Origin of the sequence: Wolbachia endosymbiont (group E) of Neria commutata (genome assembly GCF_964026735.1) — a bacterium.
In the GTDB taxonomy this organism is placed as follows: domain Bacteria; phylum Pseudomonadota; class Alphaproteobacteria; order Rickettsiales; family Anaplasmataceae; genus Wolbachia.
Map to the genome: position 1 here is coordinate 107,438 of NZ_OZ034692.1, position 13,875 is coordinate 121,312.

Sequence of the window (13,875 nt, forward strand, 5' to 3'; positions counted from 1 at the left end):
GTTTTTTACCTTTTCGCAGGGGGTCTATTGAAGAATTACGTCCACCGATTATTGCAATTATTTCACGATTTAATAATGATATATCGCCAAGTGCAGTTATTACAGGAGGGCAATCTAAAACATTTCTCAAAAGATCAGGATAATCTGGATCACATGCTGGTATAATTTTAGCTCCAATTTTTTGTGCATCATTGATTTCTTTTTGTACGTTTTGAATGCTATATATCTTCTTATTACTAGCTAACCTATTTAGATATTTTGATGCTTCATCTAATGATCCATATGCTCTCAGTACACTAAAAAATTTTATTGGTCCTACAGTTCTTGCTAGGCTTAACCATATTTCTAATTCTTCATTATTTAATTTATTTATCTTCATGGGAGAATTTTTATCAATCAATACAATTAAAAGTTTACTTCAAGAGTATTTAACAATATATTAATACCTAAATTATAATATATATTAATAAATATTTTACCAAGGGACCAGGACCTTCCTCTCCTATAGATATCCAAGTAACGGCATTAACTGATGGAAGAATTCAATTTTTGAAACTAGCTCCTAAAATTAAAATCTATATACTAACTGGTAAGACGCATAAAGAACATGATGCAATCTAGTATTGGGCAGTTATTTCACTACATCAAACCGAATCTATCTTATTTCATCATAGCTTTTATTGCAGTTTTATTTTCTGCTCTAACAATTCTTCTTTTTGGCAGAGGTTTAAGCAACATAATTGATTCTGGCACACAGAGCCATTTTACTAGCGAGTTATTACTTATAGTTTTGGCCATTTCATTTACTGCATTTACTCGTTTATATTTTATTGGAATTGGTAGCGAGAAAGTTATATCTAGGATTAGATATGATTTGTACAGCAGCATTACTGACTTACAACCAAGTTTCTTTGAGGACACTGGTGTACAAGATGTTATTTCAGCATTAATTACTGATACATCTGTATTGCAATCAATCATAAATAGCAGCTTACTAACAATATTACGAAATTTTGTAATATTAATCGGTAGCGTTGTAATGTTATTATATACCAATATAGAGCTAACAGCATATGCAATTTCAATAATACCTATTTTATTAATTATTATGACCTCACTTGGGAAAAAAGTGCGTAGCTATGCTCGTTTTTCTCAGGATAAATTAAGTGAGCTTGCATCATTTAGTGAGGAGAATTTTAGGTCTATAGTAACTATAAAATCGTTTGTACTGGAAGAAAATGAAAAAATCCGCTTTAAGGAATATTTAAATTCAGTATCAAAATCATACATAAAATTGGTGCTCTTGCGTGCTATCCTAGTCACTCTTATTATTACGTGCGTGGTAGGCTCATTAGTTGTTTTGCTCTTTTTTGGAGTTAGAGAAGTCCTAAGTAATAATATAACTATTGGAGAGCTATCTTCATTTGTATTTTACTCGGCACTTGCTGCAGGAGCTATAAATAATTTGAGTGATAATATCAGTGACTTACAGCGAGGGCTTGGAATAGTAGAGCGTTTATTTGAATTTAAAAACATGAAAAGCTCTATAACAGATTCAAGTAACCCTATAAAAATTTGTAATATTCAAAAAGAGATTTCATTTAACAACGTAACATTTTTTTATGGATCTCAGCCTAACAAACCTGCGTTAAGCAACGTATCATTTTCTATAGGTGCGGGTCAATCAGTATCAATTGTTGGACCATCTGGTAGCGGTAAAAGCACTATTTTAAAACTTCTATTTCGGTTCCATGACCCAAGTGAAGGCAGCGTTACCATCGATGAACATAATATTAAGTCAATTGAATTAAGTGACCTGAGATCATTGTTTGGTCTGGTACCACAAGATCACACAATATTTTCATGCTCAATAATGGAAAACATATTATACGGCAAGCCTGATGCTGAATATGAAGAGGTAAAGCAGGCAGCTGAAAGCGCATACGCTATGGAATTTATTGATAAATTACCTGATAAATTTGGTACATTTGTAGGCAAAAGAGGATTAAAACTTTCTGAGGGACAAAAACAACGCATTATCATAGCAAGAGCAATACTAAAAAATCCTCAGGTCTTAATATTAGATGAGGCAACTTCTGCTCTTGATTATGAAAGCGAGAACCTAGTTCAAAAAGCATTGGGCAAATTAATGGAAAATAGAACAACAATTATAATTACGCATAGGCTATCTACAGCACTCAAAACTGACAAAATTATAGTGATCAATCATGGAAAAGTAGAAGAAATAGGAACTCATGCTTCTCTAATAAATAAAGACGGACTGTATGCAAAACTAGCTAATACCAAACTTCACAAATAGCACGACATTAAGGTAAAAAATGTAAAATACTATTCAAAACCAATAGACCTGCTGCAAAACAAGAGAAAAGAGGATGAAAGTATGGCATAAAGAAGAATAGTATAAACAAAAATGATGCAAAATGGGATTAAATCACCATAATCTAAAGAAACATCCAAGAAATTTCCGCGATATAACAGGGCTAAAAGTAGAGGGATTTGAAAAAATCGTGGAAAAAGTCAGGCCAGAGTGGGAAAAAATGAAAAAACGTCACGGATACAGCGTCCGAAAGATAGCAAAAAGCAAAAGAAAAGTTATTCCGGAAAAAAGAAAACGACCACCAGTAGATAGTATAAAATATGCCGATTCTGGCTATCAAGGTTGGCAAAAATTGCAGAAAAACGTTGTGATTCCATACAAAAAATACCGTAAAAAACCACTAACGGAGGGGCAAAAGGAGCATAATCGAAAGTTGGCGTCATTCAGTATATGGGTGGAAAATAAGATCTGCAAGATCAAAGTTTTTAAGATTATGTCAAATGTTTACAGAAATTTTCAGAAGAAATATAACATGAGATTGAATATTATTGCGGGTATTGTGAATTTGCGGCATGGTTTTTAATAATTTTTGAGCTGGGGAATTTCTTACCAGATTTATCAGCAACTTGCTTCACGTTGTTTCGCAGGGGGTCTAATCTTATGAAAACTATGAAGATGGTATAAAAGAATGGAAGATGATGATGAAATATGGCTTAAGATCACATATTGAAGGCTTTTTCTTTAGGTTCAAAAAAACATTCGGATTTAGCTTGAAAAATAAGTCTGAAATGAATCGTGAAAAAGAGCTGTTAATTAAGTGCCATTTAATGAATAAATTTACTGATATTGGTATGCCTAAATTTGAAATGGCTACCTGAATATTTTTTATATAAACATTAATGCAAGTAGCTATGCAACAAAGCCCTCCGGGACTGTATATCTAAAAGCTTTTCAAAACCTCTTGGCTATTGTTTCTTAAGCCATACCCCTGAATGGATACGTTTTTGATCGTATGCAATTATACTCTGAGACTGTACATCTTAATAAAAAATCGTGAACGGTTACAGAACATTTGTAATTTAATATGTTTACATAATACGTATACAGATTTAGACGTGATAAAAAGTTAGGATTTAGCTTTCTCTCAAAATTCCTCCGGTCCTTTCACACACTAAATTAACTATAGCACTTGATTCTTTTTGAATCTCTTCTTCAGTTAATGTATGAGCTGGAGAGCAGAAAGTAACTGATAATGCTATAGAAATTTTATCAGGTTCTATATTATTTCCATGATATACATCAAACACTAACACTTCTGTGATAAGCTCTGAGCTTTTTTGTACAATATTAATTATGCTGCCTATTTCTACATTCTTATTTACAATAAATGCAAAGTCACGTTTTACACTTTGGTACTTATAATCAATAAACTTTTTTTTATTGGTAGGAAAGTTTTTAATATTTTCTAATATGATCTCGAAGCCTATAATTTTTTGTTTTATACCGAAAAAATCTAATATACTCGGATGCAGTTCTCCAAAGTAACCTATTACTTTATTCTTAAAAGAGAAAGTTCCCGACTTTCCTGGGTGATAATATTCTTTCTCTGTTCTTTCTATTGTTAAATTATCATAATTGATATTAAAAAACTCCAAAATTGCCATAAAATCAGCTTTTGCATCAAAAACGTCTACTTTTCTATCAGTATTATAATGGTTCCGTGGCAGATTATTTCCCGACCTAATCCCACTGAGAACATATTTAGGCTGATTTATAATATCTTCATCATCGTAAGTCGGTCCGATTTCAAAGATTGCCAGATCAGACGTGCCATGAGCAATATTATCAGCAGCAACTTGTAATAAGTTTGGCATAATGCTTGGTCTCATTATATTAAAGTTGTTGTTAAAAGGGTTCTGAATAGTGAACAACTTATTTGAGTATCCAAACTTTTCAGCTACTGATTCGCTCATAAACGACCAGGTTAATACTTCATGAAACCCTCTGCTTGTCATCAAAACACACAAATCGTCATGCGAATTGGTTTCTACCTTAACGTTATCTATTAGTGGTTCTTCCTTTATTTTATCATAGCCATATATTCTTGCTACTTCTTCAACCAAATCGACGGGTATTGTGACATCTGGTCTCCAACTTGGAACTTGTACGCTCCAGTTATTCTCAGTTTTTTTATCAATACTAAATCCTAATTTAGTTAGAATATTGAATACCTCATCAGGTGACGCTGACATACTACCGAACTTATTCACATCCAGGTAATTAAAATTAATAGACCTCTTGGTGTCATCCCAGCGCTTGACGCTGGAATCTACATCTTTTTTTCCTGGATCCGAGTAGTCAGCTACTTGGATGACATAGTCTGAAGCTTCCCCACCACATAAGTCTAAAATAATTTTAGTTGCAAGATTTAGCCCATCTATAATGAATTCAGGATCAACTGAACGTGCAAATCTGTAACTGGATTCTGTGGAAATGCCGAGCTGCCTTGAGGATTTAGCAATAGAGATAGGATCAAACCATGCAGACTCTAAGAAAACGTTAGTGGTTTCAAGGGTACACTCACTGCACTTTCCACCTATAATACCAGCAACTGCATGTATATTTTTATTATCTGCGATAACGCTTGTATCAGCGTTCAGTAAATATTCCTTACCATTTAAAGCGATGAATTTTTCTCCATTCTTTGCTTTGCGCACTATAAGCTTTCCCTCTATTTTATCTGCATCGTATGCATGCATGGGGCGACCAAAAGATATCATAATGTAATTAGTGATATCAACCACTCTAGAAATAGAACGCATTCCTATTGATTCCAATTTATCTTTTAGCCATTTTGGACTCTCTTTATTTTTTACACTTGCAATGTATATGCCACTGATAAAGCTCTCTCCATCAGTAGATCTTTTGCATAACAATGCTTCTGATGGCAATTTTGTCGTTGAAGCTTGATTGCGCTCCTCGAATACATTCGAGTATTCTGCGGTGCTCATCTGCACTTCTCCTAAAGATTTCCCATCACAAACAGGTTTTGCAAGAGATCTAACATCAACATTGATAGGTGAATTTATAGAGTTGGTAAGTTGTGAAATGCTTAAAGTCTTTAATGCTCCAATTCCAGTTGCAGCAAGGTCGAGGGCAATTCCATAAACACTCAAACAATCTCCACGATTGGGTGTAACGTTTACATCAATCACAGGATCACAATTGAAAAATTTGTTTCCTACTTTATAGTTATCGGAAAGCTCCATTATTCCCTCGCTTTCCTCTTGAGCTAATGCAAGTTCAGAGGCGGAACAGAGCATTCCTTCACTTAATATACCACGTATTTTTGTCGGTTTAATTGTGAAATCGCTTTCCGGTAATGTGCTACCGAGAGATGCAAGCACTGTTTTAATGCCGTTTCTGACATTATTTGCCCCACAGACTATTTGCAAAATTTTACTTCCGTCATTTACTTTACATAATTTTAATTTATCAGCATTTGGATGCGCTATAACCTCTAATACCTCCACAACAACAAACCCAGCTAACTTAGTGTTATCAATAATATTTTCTACTTCTAAGCCTATATGAGTTAATCTATCTGTAATTTCTTCTAAGCTTGCATTGGTTTCTAGATGCTCTAACAACCAAGATAGTGTAAATTTCATGAATTTTTAAAAGATACTAAAGAAATTATTTTAGTGTAAAATTTGATAATTTTAAAGCTTATTATAAAAGCAGCTTCTACATCATAAGCAATAATATAGAAGCTTTTATAATTTTATATTTTTTCTGTAAGAGAGAATATGTTGTTTATATCGCCTTCTAAACTCATTTCTACACCATATTTGACACTAAGTTTGTGATCATCAAGATGCAAAGTTTCAACCTGTCCGTTAATAACTAAATTTCCTATCATATGATGATTTTCATCTAGTATTTCACCTGTTGCTTTATAATCACAAGTATTTGGATTAAAAGAGTCCTCTGTAACCCTGAGACACCCATTACCAAGGTTAAATATTGCATTATCAAAACTTGAAGGCTGATCAACATTAATAAAGTCTATTTCACTCATAATTGGACTTCACGTTAAATTAAAAAACTAATTAAATTATAGTAAAGACAGCATGTTAAGTCAAGAATTTTTCGTAAACATGAAGATTGAGTAATTAACTATAAAGCTTAAATCTTACTATATAGCATTAAAAATTATAACGTATACCAACTTCTATGCCTGTGCCTACTTGTGAGAGGCTATTCAATGATCCACTCAAGTTAAGACCAACTGCGCCTATTATCCGTGGAGTGAATTTATAATCAACACCGATCTTTAGTTTATAGGCAATATGACCCAGTATCTTGTTTGCTGAAGGCTGGTTGGTCGTTACTTGATTTGTATACATCACTGGAGATGATTGAGTGGCTTCGGTGACCTCTTTAATCGTTTTATTAAGTGCTTTGAGCTTCTCACATTCATTCTTTATACCGGAACCAATTTTAGATAGGTCGTCAGTAAATTCTTGTTTGTTTACGTCATAATGCATTTTTGCTATAAGTTGTATAATTTCTTTCCTACGCTCTTCGGGCGAGCAAGGACTTTCTGACGCTGTTTCGATTGATTTGTCTTCGTCACTTATACTCAATACTGAAGATTTATCGGCGTCACCGCCTGAGCTTGCCTCTCCGATTATTTGGATATAGCTGCCTAAACCTCCACTGACATATAGAGTAGCAGGACCAAGATCAATATCGGGATAATAAGGATAGTTTGCCAGCAAGCCAATTCCTATGTTTTTTAATGAATGAATACTACTATTAATCTCAAGTTCTAGCTTAGAGCTTTTTTTATAATGATAACCAATAAGAAGGTTGGGGCGAAGATTCAAGCCACCAGAATATTCACCACCAAAATTCAAACCTACATAGTATTTATTTTCTAAATCAGCTAAATCAACAGCACTTGCTAAAGATGAAGTAAGTAATGCAGCTAAAGTAAATAATTTCTTTGTTTTCATATAATTCTTCATATAAAAATATATATAAATATACATGTTTTATATTAGAAATAGTATAATTATTAAGTTAAATTATATGAAAATTTACTAATAAATTTTTTTATATAACAATATTAACTATTTTATTTGGCACAGTATACACAGCACGAATTTTATCTTGATCAATATGCTTGGGTACAGAATCTATTGCTATTTTTTTCAATTCTTCTTGAGGTAAATTAATTGCTACCTCGATTGTGTTACGCAATTTTCCATTGACTTGTACCGCTACGGTCACAGTATTGTCAATCAGCAATGATTCGTCAGCTTTTGGCCAAGGCTCTAGAGATAGCATACCTTCACCTCCTATTTCTTGCCATAGATTTTCAGCCAAATGCGGTATAAATGGCTCGATTACTCTGATCAGTATGCATATACCATCAGCAATGATAGATTTTCCAGTTTTTACATCTATTTCAGCTATTAAGTTGGTCATTTCGCGGAATTTTGCTACTGCGCAGTTTAGTCTGCAGCTTTCCAAATCGCCTGTGAGTCCATGTAGAAGCTTATGTATTTTTTTTCTGTACTCTAAAAGTTTGCCTGTATAGTTTTGTGTCATTCCAGTGTCAAGTACTGGGATGACAGGCAGTTTTATAGACTTAAGTTGCATCACCATGCGCCATAATTTATTTATATAGCGAGAACAACCTTCCACACCATCATCAGACCATTCCATATCTTTTTCTGGTGGAGTGTCAGATAACACAAACAAACGCGCCGTATCTGCACCATATTTTTCTATGATAAAATTTGGGTCGACTGTGTTCTTCTTCGATTTGCTCATCTTCTCAATTTTCCCTACCTGAATCTTAGCACCTTGTGCTATCAATTCTTTGGCTTCTTCTGGAAATAACCATTTGTTATTTTCGTCTTTGTAAGTTGCATGGCAGACCATTCCCTGAGTAATTAAAGTGGAGAAAGGTTCCTTTATGTCAAAATAGCCACATTTGCTTAAGGCTCTGCAGAAAAATCGTGAGTAGAGTAAATGTAAAATCGCATGCTCGATTCCACCTATATAATAATCAACAGGCATAAAACGATTGCACGCATTTTTATCGATAGATTTATTTTCACTACAAAATGCAGCAAAATACCAAGAAGATTCAAAAAAGGTATCAAATGTATCTGTTTCGCGCTCCGCTGGCTTTCCACATTTTGGACAATCAACAAATTTCCAAGTAAGATGCTTATCAAGTGGGTTGCCACCACTTGTGAATTCCACATCTGTTGGTAGCACCACAGGAAGGTCTTTTTCTGGCACTGGAATAGTTCCGCAGTCTTTGCAATATATGATAGGTATAGGACATCCCCAGTAGCGCTGCCTTGACACTCCCCAGTCGTGAAGACGATAATTGATTGTTTTTTTTCCAATTCCTTTTTCTTCGAGTTTTTTTATTATCACTTCCTTTGCTTCATCAACTGTGAGTCCATTTAAGAATTCAGAGTTGAACATTGTTCCGTCACCAGTATAGGGTTCCTGGACTCCAGCGTCCGCCGCTTGAATGACACCTAAGTTATCTGAAGAAACCACAGGAATAATTGGTAAATTGTACTTTTGCGCAAATTCAAAATCACGTTGATCGTGTGCAGGGCAGCCAAAAATTGCGCCTTCTCCATATTCCATCAGCACAAAATTTGCTATATAGAGCGGTAATTCTTTATCAAGAAATGGATGTTTGACATTTATACCAGTATAAATTCCAATTTTTTCATCATGTATCCCAGTGTCACGCACTGGGATGAAATCAGGTTTGATATCCTGCACAATAGGGTGATCTGCTGCTACTGCACAAAAAGAAGCGCCAAATAGAGTATGGGGATAGGTCGTAAAGACTTTCAATTTTTTGTTTAATTGGGCCACATCAAATTCTATAGTTGCTCCCTCAGATTTTCCTATCCAGCGCTCTTGCATCGTCTTTACTTTTTCCGGCCAATTTTTTAAACTTTGCAAGCACTTGAGTAGATCTTCAGTAAAGTCAGTAATTTTTAAAAACCACTGAGATAACTTACGCTTTTCAACAATTGCGCCTGATCGCCACCCTTTTCCGTCCACCACTTGCTCATTTGCAAGCACTGTTTCATCTACTGGATCCCAATTAACCAATGACTCCTTTCGATAAGCAAGCCCGCGCTTTAAAAAGTCCAAAAAGAATTTTTGTTCATGTTTATAATATTCAGGTGTGCATGTGGAGAGCTCACGATCCCAGTTGTAAGAAAGACCGATAGATTTTAACTGCTTACGCATATTATCTATATTTTCTTCCGTCCAATCTTTAGGGTTCACATTATTGTCCCTTGCTGCATTTTCAGCTGGTAATCCAAATGCATCCCAGCCAATAGGGTGCAAAACGTCAAATCCACTGGCTCTCTTATAGCGTGCTATCACATCCCCTATTGCATAATTACGCAAGTGCCCCATATGAATTTTACCAGATGGATATGGAAACATTTCCAGTACGTAGCACTTTTCCTGGTTACTATTCTTGCTTACAGAAAAGTCCCACTTATCTTGATAAAACTTTTCAACGTTTTTAAAATCATATTTCATAATAAATCCAAATTTAATTACAGTTCATATGAGGCAACGGGTCAATTGCTTGGCCATTATGCCTCAGAGTAAAGCATATCTGCGGATTTTTGTCTTCTGTACTTGACTTACCTGCAGATCCAATTACTTGGCCCTGCTTCACTTTATCACCGATTTCAGCGTGTATATTTTTTAAATAGGAATACACAGTCATATAATTATCTTTGTGCTCCACGATAATTAAATTTCCATACCACCTCAGCCCTTTACCTACATATATCACTTTACCGGGTGCAGAAGCAATTACATTTGTACCATTTTGAGCAGCAATTTTTACACCATCCTTACACATCTCATCAGAAGAGGTAACAGCGCCTTTAACTGGCATTACAAATTTACAATTTACCTCGTCAATTTCCACGTTTTTTGTGTTGTTGCTATCTTTATATATTTTACTTATGATTACTTTTCTATTTTCTTTTTTAACTGAAGGGTCAACATCTTCTTTAATTAAGTGGTATTCTCTCGTATATTCTAGATCTCTTTTTCCATAAAATTCTTCACCTTTAAGCACTACAGGTGCAGGTTTTTGTAGGCCACAACTTACTAAAATCATCGATAACATAAAAAACGAGACTATGTGCCACATAAATTTAGCTTTTGGTCTGTATATAATAACATAATTGTTAAGATAGTAAGAGTAAATCATCAACTTACTCCTCATTTAACTGTCAGTATGATGGTATGCTATATGCATAGCAAAACTTTCTAAGCGCTATAGTCTAATAAAATTATGCCACGCAAAACAGAAATCATGTAATGCTCTTTTTTAACAAAGTACTAATAAACGGAATTGTAATATTTGATCCCATAGATTCACTATCTATTTTCTCTATAACTTTATTAACGCTACAAAAAGAACGCTCTATTCTTGCTAAAATATAATCAATCACTTTTAAATCAACTTTTAACTGTTTATCCGAAAATCGTTTTATCAGCATAATTCTTAATAATTCCTCACTTGCAGGTGAAATTTTTACTGTGATAGTTGATAATATTCGAGAACTTAAATCTCTTAGCTTAAAATTAAGCTTTTTTGGTGAGATTGAAGAAGTCATTAGCAATCTCTTATTATTCTCCTTCATATAATTGTAACAATGTAATAACATCGTTTCATCTTTAATATCTTGTATATCTTCTAAAATAAAAGCATCACTATACCTAATCTCGCTTACAAAATTATTTACATTGATAAAAATCGCATTGTTTACTGATTGCCAAATGTGAGCGAGGTGAGTTTTACCTGAACTTTTAGGCCCAAAAAGAATCATACATTTCCAAGTCAAATCATCAACTACTGAATGATATATCTGCTTATTTTCATCCAAAATGATAAAATTTTGCTGACAATAATCAACTTGATCATTGTTAAATAGATTTAATTGCACACTAACCGTTTTTGTAAAACTCACTCTTCAAATATCTATTGATTGCACATTCTACTGATACATTAAATATCGCAATTATTGGAATAAAAAGCAACACGCCTATAAATCCAAAACATGAGGCGCATATGGTGATTCCCAAAATAATCACAGCTGGATGTATATGAACTTTTTTCCCTATTAATAAAGGAACCAATATATTTGAGTCTATTAATTGTCCAGCACAAAATAATGTTAAAACAGCAACGCTTTCAAACCATCCACTAAATTGGGTGACAGCGCTCAAAAATCCAATTGTTGTGTAGATTAATGGCCCTATATAAGGTATAAATGTTAATGTCCCTGATAAAATCCCAACAGTAATAGAATGCTCCAATCCTATTATACTTAAGCCCACTGAGTAAAAAATCATCATGACAATACATACGTTTACCTGTCCCCTTAGATAATGAGATACAATGAAATCTACTTTTGAAAAATAATCTGCAACTTTTTCTCTGTGAGGAACAGGAATTAATCTCCTAGCTTTTTCTATAATTAAATGCCAATCACGCAATATATAGAAGAATACTACAGGAGTAATCACCATTAGCGACACTATTTGTACCAAGCTAAAGCTCGAGCTTAATACTTGGATTGTGAAATGGCTTACAATATCAATAGCATTGATGAAGTATGATACATAATCACTATAATTTTCTGCTAGATTCTTAGACAGATGATCAAATAAATCATCATCTATTTTTATATTAAGAAATTTCAATAAAGATGGGATTATTTTAAATCTAAGTGAAGGCGTTTGACTTACTAAAAAGTTTAATATCGAGGTAATTTTGCAATATATAATAGGTAAAACAAATGTTATAAGTAATATAAAGACTATTAATAATGCAAGTATTATAAAAACTGCCGAACATAAACGTGGTATTCTATATCTTTCAAGTTTTATCACTAGGGGATTAAATAAATATGCAGCAACAATAGATGCAAGGCACGGAAAAATCATAGGGCGCATCAAAAATAGCGCACCAATTATGGAAAGTAGTATAAAACAAATAGTTACATGACGTTTTTGCATGCTTTTAGCATAGCTGACTTACTAAAAATATTAAAGGTTATTTTCTTTCCCCCAAAGATTTGTTGCTTATAACATTGTTATCATAAAATTAATACCTCTGAACTTATAATTTAAATACTTAATAGGTTTAGAGGTAAAAAAATGACTAATATAATAGAACAAAATAGTCCAAAAATCTTTTCTCGCGCTAATTCAAAAGGAATTGTTGCTCCACCCGTTCCTCTAAGATCGCCAGAAACTAAATTATTGTCACAAAGCAAGTTGCAGGGTGTAACAAAACCTAAAGTTGCTCCACCTGTACCGCCAAAGTCGCACCAAGCTAAATTTGCTGGAAGGCTAGCAATTTTTGAACAGAATGCGCTTAATAAAGCAAAATCCGAAGAAAGAGCTAATAAAACTCCTGATAAACAAGTTAAGCAATCAGTTAAACATCATCCTAAAGTAGAGCAATCAGGTAATCTGCACCTGGGATGGAGCATTCCTACTGGCAATGGTTTAAACAAGTTAAATGCAACAAAGAAAGCTGATCCTGCTGCTACAAAGCCGTATGTCGGTATGAAATTGGCTCATGTATTAAACCCTCTTAAAACGCTAAGAGAAAGAAGAAATAGTGTTCCTTCACCATCAAGCACTTCTAGTATTGATTTTGAAGCTCTCGCTTCTTCAGCACAAGCGGATATAGATAGAATGATGATGGAAAATATGAACGCATTTGAGCAAAATCCAACTAAATCAAAACCAGCAACTATTGATGATATGTTGTTTGGAGGAATGAACGACTCTACTCCGTGTATGGAACAACAAAGAAGTGAAGTACCATCAGATGCAGGAAATGTGGTAGAAAATTCACGCTTAAGTACTATTATGGAGGTGTCTACCACTGCAGAAGAGCGTACTCAGTCAAGCACAGCAACTGCTCAACATCCGAAACCACAAAAAAGTGAAGCAGTAAAAGTAAAGGAGCAGGTTCCTTTAGAGCTTCCTGAACAAACTACAAAATTTCCTATTAGTACACAAGCTGATAATTCGCTTAATCACAATCCAGAAGATCAAGGCAAAAAGCGTTTTAGTCCAGATAGATTCAAACCCAGGCATCCATCACAACAGATTGAGCAACCTGATTTTACAAAATCTGGTTTTGGAAAGCCAGTCAAACATAGTTCAAATCTAGAAAAGTGCATGATTACACACAATGGTAGCAAAATTGAGCCTGAGATGCAGAGAAATCATGGGTTTAAAGAAGATCCTACCATTATGCATGTAAAGGGTGAATTTGCAACTTGTGCTATTACTAAAGGCAATGGCAAAAGAGGTGTCACTCAACCCAATGTTTCGCATGAAGCAAAGCTTCCTGATGCTGTTCTAAATCAAGTAAAAGTAAAGGAACGAATCGCTAAAATCGAAAATGGTGGTCGCAGCTGGTAAGT

The 13,875-nt window shown here is 34.2% G+C and carries 9 protein-coding genes and 2 pseudogenes; 3 read left to right on the top strand and 8 right to left on the bottom strand.

Annotation, left to right across the window (positions count from 1 at the left end):
• Positions 1–22: 22 nt before the first annotated feature.
• Positions 23–379, bottom strand: a pseudogene (locus AAGD89_RS00525) (DNA-processing protein DprA); the annotation flags it as partial.
• A 231-nt stretch (positions 380–610) separates the two neighbouring features.
• On the opposite strand from AAGD89_RS00525, the gene AAGD89_RS00530 reads away from it, so the two are divergent.
• A complete protein-coding gene (locus AAGD89_RS00530) occupies positions 611–2,320 on the top strand; it encodes an ABC transporter ATP-binding protein (RefSeq protein ID WP_341808412.1) in 1,710 nt (569 codons plus the stop codon).
• A gap of 121 nt (positions 2,321–2,441) precedes the next feature.
• Positions 2,442–2,921: pseudogene (locus tag AAGD89_RS00535) on the top strand (transposase family protein).
• Positions 2,922–3,471: 550 nt separating this feature from the next.
• Here the strand turns inward: AAGD89_RS00535 and pheT are convergent.
• From pheT to AAGD89_RS00575, 7 genes are all read right to left on the bottom strand, one after another.
• Complete coding sequence (gene pheT / locus AAGD89_RS00540) at positions 3,472–6,009, bottom strand: phenylalanine--tRNA ligase subunit beta (protein WP_410541858.1); 2,538 nt, start codon at positions 6,007–6,009, stop codon at positions 3,472–3,474.
• Positions 6,010–6,122: 113 nt separating this feature from the next.
• On the bottom strand, positions 6,123–6,419 hold the full coding sequence (locus AAGD89_RS00550) for a hypothetical protein (protein ID WP_341808413.1): 297 nt from the start codon (positions 6,417–6,419) through the stop codon (positions 6,123–6,125).
• A 127-nt stretch (positions 6,420–6,546) separates the two neighbouring features.
• Positions 6,547–7,359 carry a hypothetical protein gene (locus tag AAGD89_RS00555; protein ID WP_341808414.1) on the bottom strand — a complete coding sequence of 271 codons (813 nt, stop codon included), beginning with the start codon at positions 7,357–7,359 and terminating at the stop codon, positions 6,547–6,549.
• Between the two features lie 100 nt (positions 7,360–7,459).
• Positions 7,460–9,946 (bottom strand): leucine--tRNA ligase, encoded by a 2,487-nt coding sequence (gene leuS / locus AAGD89_RS00560; RefSeq protein WP_341808415.1) that lies wholly within the window; start codon positions 9,944–9,946, stop codon positions 7,460–7,462.
• 13 nt (positions 9,947–9,959) lie between these two features.
• On the bottom strand, positions 9,960–10,574 hold the full coding sequence (locus AAGD89_RS00565; protein ID WP_341808416.1) for a M23 family metallopeptidase: 615 nt from the start codon (positions 10,572–10,574) through the stop codon (positions 9,960–9,962).
• A 163-nt stretch (positions 10,575–10,737) separates the two neighbouring features.
• Entirely contained in the window at positions 10,738–11,373 is a 636-nt protein-coding gene (locus tag AAGD89_RS00570) for a DnaA ATPase domain-containing protein (protein WP_341808417.1), read from the bottom strand.
• Position 11,374: 1 nt separating this feature from the next.
• Positions 11,375–12,448, bottom strand: coding sequence for an AI-2E family transporter (locus tag AAGD89_RS00575; RefSeq protein WP_341808418.1), 1,074 nt, complete (start codon positions 12,446–12,448; stop codon positions 11,375–11,377).
• 141 nt (positions 12,449–12,589) lie between these two features.
• Between AAGD89_RS00575 and AAGD89_RS00580 the strand changes: the two genes are divergently transcribed.
• Positions 12,590–13,873 carry a hypothetical protein gene (locus AAGD89_RS00580; protein ID WP_341808419.1) on the top strand — a complete coding sequence of 428 codons (1,284 nt, stop codon included), beginning with the start codon at positions 12,590–12,592 and terminating at the stop codon, positions 13,871–13,873.
• Positions 13,874–13,875: the final 2 nt, after the last annotated feature.